This is a genomic window from Saliphagus sp. GCM10025317 (genome assembly GCF_042663665.1).
GTDB lineage: Archaea > Halobacteriota > Halobacteria > Halobacteriales > Natrialbaceae > Natronosalvus.
Genome location: NZ_JBHTAQ010000005.1, coordinates 1,405,143 through 1,422,679, shown reverse-complemented (window position 1 = coordinate 1,422,679; position 17,537 = coordinate 1,405,143). Strand labels below are relative to the sequence as shown.

The window sequence follows — 17,537 nt, the reverse complement described above, 5'->3', positions numbered from 1 at the left end:
TCCCTCGTGGTCGCGATTGCCTGTGCACGCGGACGGCCGTTCGTCGACTAGTCTTCGACCTCGCTCCACGCGACTCCGAGCGCAACGCCGATTCCGACGCCGATGGCGATTCCCGCACCGATATTGTCCATCGCCACGCCAATGGATACCCCCATTCCGACGCCGACCGCAATTCCCACGCCCAGTTTCGACTCATCACCGTCCGTTTCGATTCCCATAGCGATACAGACGCTCGCCGGATTATTACCGTATCGCTCGCCCCATTTAGCAGCGACGACGAGCGTGCGAGAGAGCCGAGCGACGGCTCTCGAAGGGCATCTCACGTCTCGTCGCGTTCGACGAGCCGTCACCACTACTACGGCAGGTTCACGGTAATCGCCAGGAGTATCAAAACAAATTTGGCGAGCGACCCCGTACCGCCTACCGGTGATTGCAATGACGACGAGAGGTATCGATACGCCGACTAATCCCCGATTCGACCTCGTGATCGACTTCGACCGCTACGACCTGCATCTTGCGATTATCCCGCTCGCCTTCCTGGCCACTGCTGTGGCGAGTCTGGTGGCCGACATCGCACTCGAGTCCGCGCTCGTGATGGCCAGTCTGGTGGGTCTCGTGGCGATGCTCGACGGCATGGTGTTGCGGCCGCCGAACGGTCACGGCGGCGTCTGACGTTGGTTCGACACGCGGTATCGAAGATGAACCGCGCGTGGCAGTCGAGAGGATCAAAGCTATAAAAAGAGTAGTACCGAAACCGGTGCGGAGCTATCGCTTCGAATACGACATCTACGCGCGCCACCACTGATCGCGCCACCACTGATCGCGCCACCACTGATCGCGCCACCACTGATCGCGCCACCACGGGTTTCGATACGCACCACCTCTCGAGTCTCCGCTCACCGAGGTCCGACACCCTAAAGCGGCCGCGCTCTGAGTGACGCGTATGGAATACCACGAGGCGGCGGACCTCCTCGTCGGCCTGCGGCGATTCCGTCCCAGTCCGGGTACGGAGTCGACCCGGGCGTTCCTCGAGCACCTCGGGGACCCACACGAGGGCGTCTCGTTCGTACAAATCGCCGGGTCGAACGGAAAGGGCAGTACGGCGCGGATGCTCGAGTCGATCCTCCGGGAGGCGGGGCTCACGGTCGGGCTCTTTACGTCACCGCACCTCGAGGACCTCCGCGAGCGGGTTCGCGTCGACGGACGGAAAATCCCGAAGGCTGCCGTTCGAGAGTTCGGCGAGCGCACCGGCGAGTACCTGACCGCCCAGGCCGCCGAGGGCGCCTCGCCGACGTTCTTCGAGGCGATGACGACCCTCGCATGCTGGCACTTCGGTCGGAAAGACGTCGACGTCGCCGTCCTCGAGGTCGGTATCGGTGGCCGCTACGACGCTACCAGCGTGGTCGACCCAGTCGCCAGCGCGGTCACGAGCGTTAGCCTCGAGCACACGGGGATCATCGGCGACACGATCGAGGAGATCGCTGCGGACAAGGCCCAGGTCGCCCCCTCGGACGCGCCGCTGGTCACGGCGACGACCGGGACGGCCCTCGAGACGATTCGGTCGGTCGCCGGCAGCGTCGTGACGGTGGGAACTGTCGAAGGCGGCGCTCTCGAGGATAAGAGCGAACCAGCCGACGGACCCGACGTCACCGTTCGCTACGGAGGCCGAACGAACCACGCCGAGGCCGCCGTCTCCATCGACGGTGACGGATGGACTGTCGACGCCCGCCTCCCGGTACTGGGCGCCCACCAGGCCGAAAACGCCGGCATCGCCGCGACGCTGGCCCGGCAGGTCGCCGACGTCTCGACGCGCGACCTCGAGCGCGGCCTCCGAAACGCCCACTGGCCGGGCCGATTCGAGGTCATGGGAACCGATCCCCTGGTCGTCCTCGACGGCGCGCACAACCCGGGGGCCTGCGAGCGACTCGCCGAGACCCTCGCCTCGTTCGAATACGACGACCTCCACCTCGTCGTCGGCGCGATGCACGACAAGGATCACCGCGAGATGGCCGCGGCGCTACCGACTCCCGACCGGGTCACCGCCTGCGAACCGAGCCTCGAGCGCGCCGAGGACGCCGACGTGCTCGCGCGGGTCTTCGCGAACGCCGGCACCCCGTCGGTCGACACCGTATCGGGGGTCCCGGACGCCCTGAACGCGGCGCTCGAGGCGGCAGAACCCGACGACTGCGTGCTCGTCACCGGGTCGCTGTTCGCCATCGCCGAGGCCCGTCGTCGGTGGACGCGAACGGCCGTCCCGAAACGGGTCCGGGACCGGGACGACGCCCGTGGCGTGCTCGAGCACGCGGACGTCGACGCGGCGACGATCACCGACGTGACCGAGAGCGGCGTCCACCGCGTCGTCACGATGGCCCTGCCCCGCGACGGGGCGACCACGATCGAACGGGAACTCGTGGGAGTGGGCGGGGAGTGTTCGCTCTCGCGCGTCCGGTCCGGGGACGATCCGGTCGAGGCCGTCCTGATGGGGACGCTCGCCCAGTACGAACGGCTGACTGAGACGCTCGCCAACCGATCGGACGGCCTGGCGTCGATCGCCCACGATCTGCGGACGGCCCTCGGGCTGGACGCCCCCGCGGACGCGGAGACGGACGCAGGGACCGACGCAGCGACTGACGCGAGGACAGACTACCCCTGGGAGTCCGGCCCCTGCATCATGGGCATCCTGAACGTGACCCCCGACAGCTTCCACGATGGCGGCCGGTACGACGCCCTCGAGGACGCCCTCGCCCGTGCGGAGCGCATGGTCGACGCCGGCGCCGAAATCGTCGACGTAGGCGGGGAGTCGACCCGCCCCGGCGCCGACCCCGTCTCGATCGACGACGAGATCGAGCGCGTCGTGCCCGTGATCGAGCGGTTGGCCGCGGGCGGGGACGTGGACGAGGGTGGGGGCGGAGAGGGGGACGGGAACGGGAACGAAGGCATAGACGCCCTGCTCTCGGTCGACACCCGACGGGCCGCCGTGGCGGAGGCCGCCCTCGAGGCCGGCGCGGACGTCGTGAACGACGTCTCCGGGCTGGCTGACCCCGAGATGCGTTTCGTCGCCGCCGAGTACGACGCCCCCGTCGTCCTCATGCACAGCATCGACGCGCCGGTCGTCCCGAATCGCGACGTCCAGTACGACGACGTCGTCGAGGACGTCATCGAGCAACTCACCGAGCGCGTGTTGCTGGCGGAGAAAGCCGGCCTCGAGCGCGACCAGATCCTCATCGATCCCGGACTCGGCTTCGCGAAGACGCCCGAGGAGAGCTTCGAACTCCTGGACCGACTCGAGGAGTTTCGCACCTTCGGCTGCCCCGTTCTTGTCGGTCACTCACACAAGTCGATGTTCGAGCGCGTCGGTCGCGCCCACGGCGAGCGACTCGAGCCGACGATCGCGGCGACGGCCCTCGCGGTCGACCGCGGCGCAAACGTCGTCCGCGTCCACGACGTCCCGGAGAACGTCGCCGCGATGAAGACGGCGCTGGCGACTCGTGGCGACGGCGTCTCGAGTGGCGAGCCCTGATCGTGGAACCGGGTGGAATTAGAACTGGGACCGGAAACTGAATCAGGGTTAGAACGGATACCTGAATCGGGTCTGGAATCGATTCACCCAGCGCTCACTCCGCACGAACCGCGGGAAGCGTAAACGAGAACGTCGCTCCCTCGTTAGGTTCGGACTCGACCCAGATCTCGCCACCGTGGCGTTCGACGATGCGCTCGCACAGCGCGAGACCGATACCGGTTCCCGGATGTTCTTCGTGCGTGTGCAGCCGCTGGAACACCTCGAAAATGCGCTCTGCATCCTCCCGATCGATCCCGACCCCCTCGTCGCGAACCGTAAGCACCCAGTGCTCGCCCGCCTGCTCGGCAGTGACGTCGATCTGCGGTGGCTCGTCACCCCGGTACTCGATCGCGTTCGACAGGAGGTTCTGGAACAGCTGTCGCAACTGGCTGGCGTCGCCGTTCACACGAGGCAGGTCGTCGGTCACGATCACGGCGTTGCTCTCCTCGATCCGCACCGTGAGGTCTTCCTGGACATCTTCGAGGACGCCGTTCAGGTCGACCGGTTCGAACGGATCGCCGCGCGTATCGACGCGCGAGTACTCGAGGAGACCGTCGATCATCTCTCGCATTCGTTCGGCGCCGTCGACGGCGAATTCGAGAAACTCTTCGCCGTCCTCATCGAAGGCGTCGCCGTACCGGTTCTCGAGCAACTGGAGATAGCTCGTGACCATGCGAAGGGGTTCCTGGAGGTCGTGGCTGGCCGCGTAGGCGAACTGCTCGAGGCGCTCGTTCGACTCCTTGAGTTTTCGCTGGTATGCCCGACGCTCGGTGATGTCGGTGAGCGTCACGACAGCGCGGCTCACGTTCCCGTACTCGTCTCGTACCGGCTTGCCGTGTTCCATGATGATTCGATGCTCGCCGTCGAACGCGTCGATTTCGTAGATGTTCGGTTCCGTGACTTCCTCGCCCTGGAGCACCTGGTACATCGTCCAGTCTTCGGGCCCGACTGGCTCACCCGAGTCCGACCACACCGCAGTGTACTTCTCGTACTCCTCGACGGATTCGGCATCGAAGACGTCGCCGCCCCAGATGTCCCTGGCCGTGTCGTTCGCCCTGCGCAGCGATCCGTCTGCGTTCGCGACTACGGCACCAACGGGCAGGACCTGAAACAGCGTCTCGAGCTCTCTCGACTGTTTTTCGACCTGGAGTTCGGCTCGCTTGCGTTCCGTGATATCGGTGAGTGCGCCGGGGAACCGCTCGGCGTTACCGTCTTCGTCGCACTCGACGTGGCCGCGGGCGACGACCCACCGAAGTTCGTCGTCGGCGTCCCAGACGCGGTACTCCGCCTCGTACGACTCGCAGTGCTCGACGGCGTTCTCGATTTCCGCGGCGACGCGGTCGCGGTCGTCTTCGTGGATCGACGACAGCACCTGGTCGAGCGGGACGCCCTCGCGAGCGGCTTCCGGATCGACGCCGAACGTTCGAGCGAATGAGGCACCGGTGACGAACGAATCCTCGGGGACGTACCACTCCCAGGTGCCGACGGCGCCGGCTTCCGTCGCGGCCTCAAGTTGCGTCTTGGCAGCCTCCAGATACTGCTCGCGCTCCTTGCGCTCGGTGACGTCCCGGAAGTACACCGACACGCCGGTCTCGGAGGGATAGATGGTCGCTTCGACCCAGAATTCCAGGGGATCGAAGTAGAGTTCGTACCCCTGGGGTTCCTGGGTTTCCATCGCCGCCTGGAAGGCGTTCCACACATCGTCGATTTCGGCAGCCTCCGGATACAGTTCCCACAGCACTTCGCCGAGCAGTTCGTCCTCGGTCGCCTGGAGCAACTCTTCGGCCCGGTTGTTGACGTGGGTGAACCGGAAGTCCTCGTCGAGGGCGTAGAACGCGTCGGTTACCCGTCCGAGGATTTCCTCGACTTCGCTCTCCGCGTTGTGTTGGTCGGTGACGTCCTCGAACACGAAGACAGCGCCGTCGAACTCGTCGTTCTCGTTCCACTGTGGCGCGCCGTCGACCGACAGCCACGTGCACGCTCCGGAGGGGCGACGGAGACCGACAATCTGATCGGAGATCGGGGTCTGTCGAGCGCAAACGCGATCGAACGGGGAGTCACCTGGCTCGAGCCGTTCGCCGGCCTCGTCGACGAAATTCCAGCGAGCATCGTCGGCGAAGACGAGGGCGTCTCGGGACCGCTCGAGGAGGTCCCCGGCACGTTCGTTCGCGAACGTCACCTCGCCGTCGGCGTCGACGACCGTGATCCCGTCGTCAATCGCGTTCACCAGCGATCGACAGCGCTGGCGGGCCTCGGAGCCGTCTTCGCCGTCGCAGAATCCCGCATCGACATCCTCGGCTTGCTCATTCATTATCGGCTACAGGGCATCGAGTTGGAAAAGGGCCTCGACGGGCGGTCAGCGCTAGAGCAGCCCGCGTGCGTCCTGGAGCTCCCGATAGGTCTCGAGGTACGTCTCCAGCACCGCCTCCCGATCCAGGTTCGCGAACGACTCGTCGTAGGTCCGGTGCTCGAGGTCGCCGGCCTCGAGGATAGCGTCGGCGAGTTCCTGTTCGCTCGTGGTCCGGAAGCCCCGTTCCCAGCCCTCGACGAGTTCGTGGGCCGCGGAGTCGGCGTGGTACTCGACGATGCCGACACAGCCCGCGCCGAGCGCCCAGGCGAACTCGGTCGGGAAGACGCACTCGGTGGCCGTCTGGGCGAAGACGTGCGCACTCCGGTAGGCCGCGATGCGCTCGTCCCGACTCGTCTCCCCGGCGAAGGTCACCCGGTCGTCGATCCGCAGGTCCCGCGCGAGTTGTTCGTACATCCCTCGCTGCGGGCCGTCCCCGAGGACGAGCGTGTGCCAGTTGCGGTCCCGGAGTTCCGCGAGCCCCAGAAGCAGGCTCTCGAGGTTCGCCCCCTCGTCGAGTCGCCGGGCGTAGACCACGTCGACTCGGTCGCCCGGCGGCGTCGCCTCGATCCGTTCGAGGTCGATCGGGTTCGGGACGACGTCGACGCGTTCACCCGAAGCGCCTCGCTCTCTGACCCAGGTCCGGACCATCCGCGACGGCGTGACGATGCGGTCGGCGTTCCGGGCCGCGTAGCGATGGCCGCGGTCGTCCGGGATGCCAACGGCACCGTCGACGCCGATTCCCGCGCCGTACCACTCGAGGACTAGCGGGGCTCGAGCCAGCGTCGCCCCCCAGTTGGCCGCCCGCACCTGGCCCGCGGGATCGGCACTCGCGTGAATCACGTCCGGGCCGATCGACCGGAGGACGAACGGGAGGCGAAGCAGGAACGACTGGCGCGCCTCGAGGCCGGTCGAGACGCCGTGGTACGTGATCTCGTCTCGCTCGAGCGTGGACGGCTCACCGGGCCAGAACTGGGCACAGCAGACGTGGATGTCGTGGCCGCGGTCGGTGAGGAGGTCGAGAACGGTCCGGAACCGTTCGTTCGTCTCCGTCTCTCGGTGGTGGGCGGTTTCGAAGGAGACGAACGCGATTCGCATCTACGCTGTAGATGCCAGCGAGGGGGTAAAAATATAGGGCATTTGGAATGCCGCCGTCGCTCGAGGGGTTCCGTTACCTCCCGCGACGAAACGAGAGAGGTGGTTCTCGCGATCTTGCGGTGAAGTGAGAGAGACGGTTTATCACCTCCCGCGGCGAAACCAGACCACTACTGAACGCGTCGACGGCACTCCCTCGTTCGCCATCGAGACGGAATGCAACGTCCGACCACGCCTGCGAGAGACGACAGAAACACGTAATTACGTAGACGAACAGTTGTCGCCGTTAATACCGTTGCACCCTCTCGTTCGTCTCGATGGTCACCGACGCGTCCGGCCAGGGAGCGGTCTTGCTCCCCGCGAAATTCAACCCCGCCTGCTACACGTGCGTTCGCTCGCTCGCCGAGCGCGGCGTTCACACGATCGTCGCCTCGGAACACGAAAATGTCCCTGCTGGCGGATCGCGATTCTGTGACGAACAGATCCAGATCTGTTCCCCCGACGACGACCTCGTCGCGTACAAAGACGCACTGAAGGGAATCGCCGCTCGACCGGACGTCCGAACGATCCTCCCTCTCCGCCCGGCCGATCCGTACGTGTTCGCGACCTACCGGGACGAGTTCGAACGATACGCGTCAGTGATCGCGCCGCCGACCGAGGCGCTCGAGGTCGTCAACGACCGGACGAAACTCTTCGACGCTGCTCGCGAGGCCGGCCTTCCGGTTCCCGAAACGCGATGTCTCGACGAGGTCGACCGGTGGGACGTCGCGTCCGTCATCAAATCCCGGTACAATCTTCTCACGTCGGAACTCACGCCGTCGCTCGCCTCGGATACGTCCGCGGTCGAAAAAGACGTGGTCTACGTCAAACCGGGAGACGAACCCGACAAAGCGACGATTCGCTCCGGTATGCGACACGAACCGATCGTCCAAGAGTACATTCGACACGACGACCAGTACGTGTTCGGCGCGCTGTACGATCAGGGCGAGGCGGTTGCGACGTTCCAGCACCGACAGATCCGCGGGACGTCCTACACCGGCGGTGGCGGCGTCTATCGGGAATCCATACGCGATCCGAAACTGGAGGCGGTCGGCCGGGCGCTACTGGATAGTCTCGACTGGCACGGCATCGCGTGCATCGAGTACGCGAAGGACACCACCACCGGCGAGTACAAACTGCTCGAGATCAACCCGCGGTTCTGGCAATCGCTCCCCTGTGCGGTCCGGGCGGGCGCCGACTTCCCGGCGTACTACTGGCTGCAGGCGCTCGGCCGTGGCTCGTCGATCGACGCGAAGTACGAACGTGGCGTCAGAAGTCACTACCTCTATGGCGAAGCAAACTACCTGCTTAGTCTTCGACGAGACGAGCCGATACTCGTCGACCGGCCCCCGGTCCTGGACACGGCACAAGACCTTCTCGAGTCGTGCATCCGGACGCCTCACTTCGACGTCTTTCGACTCGACGATCCTGTTCCGTTTTCGCGCGAACTTCGGCGGGTTCTCCAGAACAGGATCGGGTAGGGGGCCGAAGTAGGGCAGGAATGAGTCGAAGCAGGTAGAGAGGAGTCGAAGTGGGCAACGGGTTCGCCGTTTCTCCATCACGAATACTCACAAATCGGCTTCCTCAACCCACAGGTGCACCCGGTATGGTGCAGACTCGATCGACGGCTCCGCGGGAACGTCGTCGACGTACAGCAACCAGACGATGCGCACCTCGCCGTTCGCAGTCGGCTCGACGTCGTGAGCGAGACGCCACGTTTCGCCGTGATCGGTCGTCGCCTCGAACCGCTCGAGCTCGCGCTGGTCGACGACGCGGGTTTCGTTTTCCGAGACGTCCATCTCCTGTTCGACGACGACGACCGTGTACGTCGTCGTGCGTCGTTCGTGGTTGTCGACCCCCACGACGACCTCCTGGCTCTCTCCCGGTGGGATCTCGAGTACCGAATCGGCATCATCCTCGGAGAGAACGTATATCGTGGAGTACTCGTCGTCCTGTGGGAGTGCCGTGGCGGCGTATCCAACGCTCGCGATCACGAGCAGTATCGTACAGACCAGTGCGACGTTCAGGATCGCTGAACCGCGAGAGTCGGGATCGAACACCGACGTGCGAAGAGTGTCCATCCACTCGTCATATGGAACTCGAAACCGATCGGTCGGCGGGAGCGCAAGGCGTCTCCAGATTGCGCCGGCCGTGAGGGCGACGGTAACGGCCGAGACGGCGACGAACGTCGGTCCAAATCGGAACGTCCCCTGCGCAGTGATCAGGATGAAACCGATCACCGGAACGATAATGGCACTCGAAGCGATCGAAAACGCGATGCGTTCCGGGCCGTCGATCGTTCCCCACCACGACCGGGGACGTTCGAGAATGGTCGTCGGCGACTGAACCCCGCTTCCGGCATCGTCGAACCGGTCTACTGGCCCGCGCTCCGGGAACACGAGAGCAATCAGCGCGTATCCTGGAGCGACGAGGACGAAGACGAGACCGAACGGAACGCGAAGGGGCGTTTCCCGTATCACCGGGGCAAACACGACGACGTTCGTCAGGGCCGTGAGAGCGAGGACTACCGTCAGGTCCGCTGGCAGTCGACGATCGTGCGGTCGAACGAGCGAACGAATCATCCTCTCTGTCTCTTTCACGAACCGCGATTAAAATCGGATGGACGGTTGTCCGGACTGTCTGGGTCCAATGATAGTTGAACCACCAAACGCTGTCGTGATGCGCGATATGGCCGCGGCCCCACTGCAAGAAATCGGCCGTTTAGACCCTTTCACGGCAGGTAAACCGTGATTGACGACCAGCAATTTAAAGCAGTGGTCCTCGGTAGTTTGAGAAGAGACACTGTGACGACCCCCACAGACGGCCACGATTACTCGCACGTCCCTCGGTGGCGGGACGAAGCTGGTTCGTGCCCACGACGCCTGTCCGTCCCTCGCTGGCTTCAGATGGCACGGTCGTGCGTCGACGTGACCTCCCATTCGAACGAACCGCCGTCTCATTTGAGTACTCCCACATGAGCCCGGAAGAGTACGATAGTACGCCGGATGCGTCGTCCGCTGCGTTCGACCAGGGTGGTGAAAAGCGGGCTTTCGAAGGAGGAACTGCCCCAGCCGACGGTGCCAGAACCTCCGTCGTTCGTGATCGGACGGTACAGTTCCCCACCGGCGCTCGAACGACGCGAGAGCGACTCACGATAGCGGGATTCGTCGCCATCGGCGTGTTCTGTTTCGCTGTTGGGTTCGTCGTATCGGCGGGTCGTGAAGTCCTCTTCTCGCTCGGCGGGATCGGGTTGTTCGCCAGTATTCTAACGTACGGAGTGACGGGGACGCGGTCGATCGAGGCCAGAGATGGGGCCGAAGTGTACGAGACGTGTGCGACTAACCTCGAGGCGATCACGACGACGTTCGGTTCGAGTACCGAGCGAATTTACGTGCCGAACCCGGACGGCGCCGAATCCGGGGCTCGGCTATTCGTCCCGGCCGCCGTCGACGGCGGCGTCCAAGACGCGGCTGGATTCTCTATCGTCGACTCGGAGGAACGTGGACTCGTCCTCGAACCGACTGGGGAAACGCTGTTCCGGGAGTTCGAGCGGGAACTGGACGAACCAGTTGCGAGCTCTCCGGAACTGCTGACCGAACAGTTGACCGATTCGCTCAAACACCGTTTCGAGTTCGTCACGGACGCCGACGCGACCGTGCGACCGGACGAGGGGGTCGTCACGATTACCATTTCGGGGAACGTCTTCGGCCCCCCGGATCAGTTCGACCATCCGGTCGCCTCCTTCCTCGCAGTGGGTCTCGCAGTCGGTCTCGACCGCCGGATCTCGTTCGAGGCTACTGCGCTATCCGACGACGGAACGTGGGTCCTCGAGTATCGGTAGGCGTCGTTCGAAGCGAAGGCTGTCGCTGATATCCCGGCTGCCACCGGTGAACTGGTGTCGTGTCGAACCTGAAGTGGTGAGACGAACCGATATTCGTGTCCGGTTCGTCTCATCGATTAACGCGTGACGGAGCACTGGCTATGGCGACAGGACGAACAGGCTGACGAAACGGTAGCAGAGCACCGCTGCGGCGCCCGCCAGCAAGACCTTGGTGAGGATTCGTGGTCGATCGACCCATCGTGGCTGCACGTGTGACATGGTGAGCAGGTTCGTCAAGATGGCGACGCCGAGTGCGGAGAACAGAATAAACAGGCCGTAAGTAAAGAATCCGGTCATCGAGAGCACGAGTACCGTTCCCAGCAACCACGAACACTGAACGAGGACGAACCGCATTCGGTGCGGTCTCATTAGTGGATGGATCGAACGAGCAACACGGTAAAAACTATAGCGACCGTATTCGTGGCGCTTCTCGAGTAATCCACGGTTGGAATACGTTCGCCCCACCGTCTGTGAGCCGTATCCTCGCTCGTCGATTCGTGACCTGAATTAGTGATCGAGTACTGGCTGGAGAACGGATGTGGACCCGTCTGTCACCCGAATCGATGCCGTTCACAGTGTATCTGAAACGGTATACCGACCTCTTCGGTAGTCAGGAATTTTATATATCTAATTATATGCGATGCAAGACGTCTATCTCAACCTGATAGCGGTGGTCCGATATTGCGACCGACGTCATCGGTCGAGTGTTAACGAAACCGTCGAAACGAAGACCAACGACATTGGGGCAGACGAGTACTACTCGGTTCGACTCGAGAGGATCGATGGGGGTTTCGCCGTCGCAGGAATCGATTCATCCTCGAGCCACGGTCGAAAACGTCACACTACTCTGAGGATTCGGACGAAGTTATTTCTGCTTCCCTGTGGGCCGTTAATCGACCGTAACGAAGCCCTATGTCCCTCACTGTAACGCGTCACGATAGCATCGAACAGGCCAATAGAAACCAGTGGAACCACGTCGTCGAGCAGGCCGATCTGGGAAGCGTCTTCCATCGTTACGGCTGGCTCCGGGCAGTCGAACGGGGTCAACCGCTCGAGCCACGTCATCTACTCGTCGAAAAGAAGGGCAACCCCATCGCGATTTCTCCAAACTTCGTCAGTTCGATTGGGTCGACCCCGGTTCGACGCCTCAACAGTATTAGACCCGGCTCGGGTGGTCCAATCGCCATGGGCGACGAGGAAACCGCGCTCGATCTAATACTCGAATCGACGGCCCGCCTCAGTGATGGGTCGGTTCGATTTCACCAGATCAGTAACGTCGATTCGTCCTACGTTCGATACCACGATAGCTTCCTGGAACACGGGTACAACCTGCGAATTACTAACTGTGACATGTTCCTCGATACGTCGCGCGACTGGGACGCCCTCCTCGCCGAGATGGATAGCTCGAGGCGACGAGCGATCAGGCGAGGACACGATCACGACGGGGAGGTCGTCGAGGAAGAACTGACCAGAGCAGTCCTCAGCGAGATGCACTCGAATTATACCGATGTCGCGGAACGTGTCGGTGGCACCCGATTGACTCGAGCGTTCTTTCTCGAACTTCGCAACCTCCCCGAACGGATCAAGATATTCTCGCTCCACGTCGACGGAGAACGACGCGGACTGATGCTGTTCGTGCTGGACGACGAACGGTCGATGCTTCACTATCTCTGTTCGGGCGTTACGGAGGATCATTTCGAGTACAACGCATCGGAGTTGATCCACGAACACGCCATTAAGTGGGCCATCGACAATGGCTACGAGACGTACAACTTCCGTGGAACGGAGCCCGACTTTCGAAACGGACTGTTTCGATTCAAGGAACGCTTCGCTACCCACGCGGCCCCCAGTCTTACGTGGGAGCGGGGCTATCCACAGGTCGCCCTGGCGGCGCTGAACGGCGGACGCGTCGCTCACCGATGGGTTACGTCCTCGACATCGATTACCCCTGGGTCCGTGCAAGAGAGAACGGCAGAAATTAAATCGAGAGTCGTTGGTCGGGTTTTCTCGTGATCAAACTTCCGAGTAGCATGCAGTCACCGGGGCAAACGCACGCTCTAGTCTGAACCATGCGCAATTCATTTTCATCCGCGGTCGTCTCGATCATCGTTTCGAAGGCGTACATCTTACTCCTCGGAGTGGGGTTCACACCAGTTCTCGTTCGGCTCCTCGGACCGGTCGAGTACGGTCGGTACGCGCTCGTCCTATCCGTCTACTCCGTCGTCGGAATCGTTCTGGTCTCAGGAACGGGCGATACGGTACGAAAGTACATCTCCGAGCGGTCGGACGCGGCGTGGCAAGCCGCCATCTTCGGGTACGTGTTCAGAGCGGTGTTCGTCATCGGGCTCCTCGCCGCTACGCTATTCTCTCTGGCGGCGTACACGGGTCTCGCAGCATCCACGTTCGGACCGGCGTTTACGTCACTCTTCTACGTGCTTGCCGCGTACCTCGTTTTCAACCAGCTGGCGACGCACGTCCTGTGGACGCTCATGGGACTCCAACTGGAGTCTCGCTCGGAACCGCTAAAAGTAGTCAAGGAGACGCTATTCGTCGCGTTCGCGATCACGTTCGTCTACCTTGGATACGGCGTCGAGGGCGTATTGCTCGGATCCATCGTCTCCAGTGCGTTCACCATCGTGTTCGGATTGGCAATCGTCAGCCGTCTGTTGCCCGTTCGCCAGGCCTTCTTCTCGAGCGGTGTGGACCTTCCGAAACGACAGATTCTCACCTACACCGCGAGCACGATCGGTTTCTTCCTCTTTTTGACGTCCCTGTACCACGTCGACGTGCTCTTGCTCCAGGTCTGGTTGTCCGACGAATTCGTGGGATACTACAAAGGCGCGCTGGTGATCGCTGAAGTCTTGTGGTTCGCACCGATCGCCGTTCAGTACGCGCTCTTACAGCGTGTCTCGCACCTCTGGGAGCGTGGGGACATCGACGCTATCGAGCAACAATCACAAATCGTTACGCGGTACGTGTTCCTGTTTACGACGTTGCTGGTACTCGGCCTCGCTGCGCTGGCAGCTGACTTCGTTCCGCTCTACTTAGGTGAGTCGTTTCGACCGGCGGTCACGCCCCTGTTGTTGCTGCTCCCGGGCGTGCTCGGGTTCGCGGTCGCGAGACCGTCACTCGCCATCAACCAGGCCAGGCGATCGCTTCGTCCGCTCCTCGTCGCGACGGGCGCCAGCTCGCTGATCAACGTACTGTTAAACCTACTGTTGATTCCGGGCTACGGAATGATCGGAGCCGCCGTCGCGACGTCGATCGGCTACGGAAGCCTCGTCGTGTTCCAGACGGCCATCGCTCGACGGATGGGGTACCGACCGCTCGCGGGCATCCGCTGGGGGGCTACGTTCGTCACGATCACTGTGTCGGCAACGTCGATCTTTCTCGTTTCGTGGGCGATCGACTCGTCGATCCTCTCGCTCGTGATCGTCCCGCCGTTCGGTGCGGTCGTGTTCGCCGTCGCCTCAATCATGACCGGCGCGATCACGAGTGACGACCTCGAGGAGATTGCTAGCGCGACTGCGCTGCCGAAAACGGTCGAACGTCAGTTGCTCGAACTGATCGAGCGGATTCCGACCCGCCACGAATGACGCGAATAGGCCGACGCGTCGTACATCCGACCGCTGGAGGCTACGTTCGGCTTCCGAACGACTCAAATCAATTTGCGGCTCGAATTGAGCGGCTCACTCGAGAACCGTTTTCTCAGCCTGGTGCGAGTTTCGTGACGAGTTCGTTTCGATCCCGAAGCCTGAGATACAGCTGAACGGCGGCGGCCATTCCCCGACCGGATCGGTACATCGTATAGTACGTCCGGACGTTCGGATTGTACTTCGACTTCCACCCGTTAATTCGTGGGATGTTAGCGTCGACGAGTTCGTAATCGCGGACGCCTCGTTCCATCGCATCGGTGAGCATCCGCCACTCAAGGAGTTCGTTCGCTGGAAGAGACGTCCCGGGCTTCGTTCCACCTTGCCATCGGTGAGCCGTCTCCCCGTCCACGAGGAGAATCGTACCGGTGACGGGGTCTCCGTCGACGGAAAGCACGTACGGATTCACGACACCGTCGGGAAGCCGTTCGTAGAGTTCGGCTACGAACGACGGCGACATCGTCGCGGCCTTCCCTTGCTCTTCGAATCGGCTGACCACCTGCTCCATGATCCACCTGGCCTCGTCGACGCCGCCGACTGCCACGGTGTACTCGTCGTCGAGATGGTTTCGGATGGTTCGACGCGTCGTTCGACTGAATCGACGGATCAATGTCTCCTCGTCGGTCTCGAGGTCGACGACGTAGGTGTAACTCGGGTGGACGTCGAACTCGTTCCACTTGAACGGTCGGACGTCGTCGTACCGCCAGGACGTTCGAATCGAGGTGTACCTGGGCTCGAGTTCGCGGTCGATCCACTCGAGACACCCGTCGATGAACCGACTGTGTCGCTTCTCTCGTTTGCGTTGCTTGAGTTGACCCATGTTGAGCAATGCAGGCCCGAGAATAGGGACGTGTAACCCGTGCGGTGGGGAGAACGCGAACGTAACCGGACCCTTGTGGCTCTCGAAGATGGGAAAGATCCCGACCGGTTCCTGGCCCTTGTATCCGACGAGCGGGTACAGTCTGGCGTTCGAGTACGTCGCCTGTGTTCTGAGCGCGTCGTACCGATGGAAGACCGATCCTTGCGGCGACCGGTCGACGTATTCGTTCCACGATTCTCGATCGGCGGGGTTCAATACCGATATTCTGATACTCATCTCTAGGTTCCTCGAGACCGGACGTCACTGGCCGAACTGTCGGTACGTGCGTCCGAGATGGCCTTTGTTATCCTACTGGTACGGGACTGGAACGCGATATTACTCCAGCGTCGGAGGCGTGTCTCTATCCCCGTAGCCCTGGTTCAGGTGGCGGCCACTTGCCGTTCGTCCGTTCGTAAATCCAGCTGGCACTCTTGCCAGAGAATGCTGCCAGCGACGGATACTTAGGCGAAATATCAAATTGAACTGTTCATATAGGCATGCTTCTGAGAAATTGGTATCCCTCCACACGTGGTCTCTCGCCACGTATGGACCGCCGGAAGTACCTGACGGCAGTTGGTGGCCTCCCACCGACAATCACTGGCTACATGTTGTCCAGCCAGGGTGCAGATATAGACGAGGACGGGAACGTACCGGCTCCCGACGCCACCGAGGCGACGCTCGCGGATCACTGGCGACACGTCGACGTAGTCAACTATGGAGCGGACCCAACCGGCGAAGACGACGTCACGCCAGTTCTGGAGGAAATTCTCGCCGAGGAAGGCGGCGACGAACTCCTCGTACTCTTTCCACCCGGGACGTACCGGATGGACGCTGGATTCGAGCACGACTCGTTTCGAGACTTCGGGTTGCTCGGCTACAACGCAACGATCGAACCGTCCTCGACGTTCGAAGGGGCTGGTGTCTACGATTCCAAGGTGTTCGCGCTTGGTCCGTCCCGGTCGTACAGTGGACACAACGTATACATCGGCGGCTTCGAGTTCGATTTCCGGAACGTCGAGGACGAGGACGGCGTCGCAGGCTCGGCCGTCGTCTCGTACGCGACCGGAGACGTGATTTTCGAGCATATCATGACGGTGGGCAGGCCGACGAGCGGGCGTCGCATGATCGAACTGATCGGGATGGAAGACTGTCGCGGACAGATCTACGATTGCGTCGTCAACGGAGGGCCAGGTGCCGGCGTGTACGTCGAGGCGACCGACAACGCGGTCGCAACGATCACGCACAGCCTGGCCCGAAACTGCGCCGACAACGGATTCTACTGTTCGAACGGGTCGGTCGTCGTCGAGAACTGTACAGCTATCGACAACGACATCTCGAACATTCGAATCGGTGGTGTCGTTCGCGACAGCGCCGTCTGGGTTCGCGATTCCGAGTTGTCCGACGCCCGCGGCTACTGGCTTCGAGACGGTGACTGCCGTCTCGAGAACTGCTACGGGTACAACGACGCCGAGGGGTCGCGGTCGGTACTCGAGGTCGCGTCTTCCGGCAGGTCGGTGACGATAACCGGCTCCCGGTTGGGATCGGACGCGGACCGACGGATCGCGGTCGTCAACGAGAACGGCGAAGGCGGCGACGGCCTGGTAACGTTTCGAGACTGTACGTTCTTCGGCGAGAAGGACTCCAGTGCTACGGAGGACGCGATCATCGTCGCCAGGGATGAAACGGCGTTTCTCGACTGCTCCTGTACGCTCACCGGCGACGTGATTCCGGTACGGTTCAATGGGGGCGCGCAGAACTGTCGCGTGATCGGCGGTCGATACGAGTCCGTGCGCCCGATTCGTTTCGAATCGGGCAGGGGTGGGGTCGTCCGTGACGTCACCCTCGAGACCGACCGCCAAGATGTCGTACTGGAGGTCGACGTCCCGGACGTTGCCGTCGACAACGTCCAGGGGGAGATTTCGACGGACGTTCGAACGGTCGTCAATGGACTCGGTGACAACGGATCGTCGAATCCGGCCGACGATGGCGACTGGCACGAACACGGGCGTGAGGGCACCGTCGTCGCCTGGACGGACGCGGATTCAGGCGAGGAGCGACTCTCAATCTATCGAAACGGGGACTGGTACTCCTGGATGGTCGAGTGA

At 62.5% G+C, this 17,537-nt stretch carries 13 protein-coding genes; 7 read left to right on the top strand and 6 right to left on the bottom strand.

Annotated elements, in window-relative coordinates; translation table 11 throughout:
- Positions 1–47: 47 nt before the first annotated feature.
- Positions 48–218, bottom strand: a complete 171-nt coding sequence (locus tag ACFQS4_RS09055; protein ID WP_497901196.1) for a glycine zipper domain-containing protein — start codon at positions 216–218, stop codon at positions 48–50.
- A gap of 217 nt (positions 219–435) precedes the next feature.
- On the opposite strand from ACFQS4_RS09055, the gene ACFQS4_RS09050 reads away from it, so the two are divergent.
- A complete protein-coding gene (locus ACFQS4_RS09050) occupies positions 436–672 on the top strand; it encodes a DUF8015 family protein (RefSeq protein WP_497901195.1) in 237 nt (78 codons plus the stop codon).
- Positions 673–943: 271 nt separating this feature from the next.
- Positions 944–3,520: a dihydropteroate synthase gene (gene folP / locus ACFQS4_RS09045; protein WP_497901194.1), complete on the top strand. Its 2,577-nt coding sequence runs from the start codon at positions 944–946 to the stop codon at positions 3,518–3,520.
- Positions 3,521–3,614: 94 nt separating this feature from the next.
- On the opposite strand, the gene ACFQS4_RS09040 is transcribed toward folP, so the two are convergent.
- Positions 3,615–5,870, bottom strand: a complete 2,256-nt coding sequence (locus tag ACFQS4_RS09040) for a PAS domain-containing sensor histidine kinase (protein ID WP_497901193.1) — start codon at positions 5,868–5,870, stop codon at positions 3,615–3,617.
- 51 nt (positions 5,871–5,921) lie between these two features.
- The gene (locus tag ACFQS4_RS09035; protein WP_497901192.1) at positions 5,922–7,004 is read right to left on the bottom strand and encodes a glycosyltransferase family 4 protein; all 1,083 of its coding nucleotides are present in this window, start codon (positions 7,002–7,004) and stop codon (positions 5,922–5,924) included.
- 314 nt (positions 7,005–7,318) lie between these two features.
- Between ACFQS4_RS09035 and ACFQS4_RS09030 the strand changes: the two genes are divergently transcribed.
- Complete coding sequence (locus tag ACFQS4_RS09030; protein WP_497901191.1) at positions 7,319–8,521, top strand: carboxylate--amine ligase; 1,203 nt, start codon at positions 7,319–7,321, stop codon at positions 8,519–8,521.
- Between the two features lie 87 nt (positions 8,522–8,608).
- Here the strand turns inward: ACFQS4_RS09030 and ACFQS4_RS09025 are convergent, their stop codons facing one another.
- The gene (locus ACFQS4_RS09025; protein WP_497901190.1) at positions 8,609–9,622 is read right to left on the bottom strand and encodes a DUF8471 domain-containing protein; all 1,014 of its coding nucleotides are present in this window, start codon (positions 9,620–9,622) and stop codon (positions 8,609–8,611) included.
- 392 nt (positions 9,623–10,014) lie between these two features.
- On the opposite strand from ACFQS4_RS09025, the gene ACFQS4_RS09020 reads away from it, so the two are divergent.
- Positions 10,015–10,881, top strand: coding sequence for a DUF7982 domain-containing protein (locus ACFQS4_RS09020; RefSeq protein WP_497901189.1), 867 nt, complete (start codon positions 10,015–10,017; stop codon positions 10,879–10,881).
- Between the two features lie 138 nt (positions 10,882–11,019).
- Here ACFQS4_RS09020 and ACFQS4_RS09015 read toward each other — a convergent pair whose 3' ends face one another.
- Positions 11,020–11,289, bottom strand: a complete 270-nt coding sequence (locus ACFQS4_RS09015) for a DUF8044 family membrane protein (RefSeq protein WP_497901188.1) — start codon at positions 11,287–11,289, stop codon at positions 11,020–11,022.
- 816 nt (positions 11,290–12,105) lie between these two features.
- Here ACFQS4_RS09015 and ACFQS4_RS09010 point away from each other — a divergent pair.
- Together ACFQS4_RS09010 and ACFQS4_RS09005 are read left to right on the top strand one after the other, a co-directional pair.
- A complete protein-coding gene (locus ACFQS4_RS09010; protein WP_500192944.1) occupies positions 12,106–12,933 on the top strand; it encodes a peptidoglycan bridge formation glycyltransferase FemA/FemB family protein in 828 nt (275 codons plus the stop codon).
- 56 nt (positions 12,934–12,989) lie between these two features.
- Entirely contained in the window at positions 12,990–14,516 is a 1,527-nt protein-coding gene (locus ACFQS4_RS09005) for an oligosaccharide flippase family protein (protein WP_500192942.1), read from the top strand.
- Positions 14,517–14,628: 112 nt separating this feature from the next.
- Here the strand turns inward: ACFQS4_RS09005 and ACFQS4_RS09000 are convergent, their stop codons facing one another.
- Positions 14,629–15,669 (bottom strand): GNAT family N-acetyltransferase, encoded by a 1,041-nt coding sequence (locus ACFQS4_RS09000; RefSeq protein ID WP_497901185.1) that lies wholly within the window; start codon positions 15,667–15,669, stop codon positions 14,629–14,631.
- Positions 15,670–15,977: 308 nt separating this feature from the next.
- Here ACFQS4_RS09000 and ACFQS4_RS08995 point away from each other — a divergent pair, with 308 nt between their 5' ends.
- Complete coding sequence (locus ACFQS4_RS08995; RefSeq protein WP_497901184.1) at positions 15,978–17,537, top strand: right-handed parallel beta-helix repeat-containing protein; 1,560 nt, start codon at positions 15,978–15,980, stop codon at positions 17,535–17,537.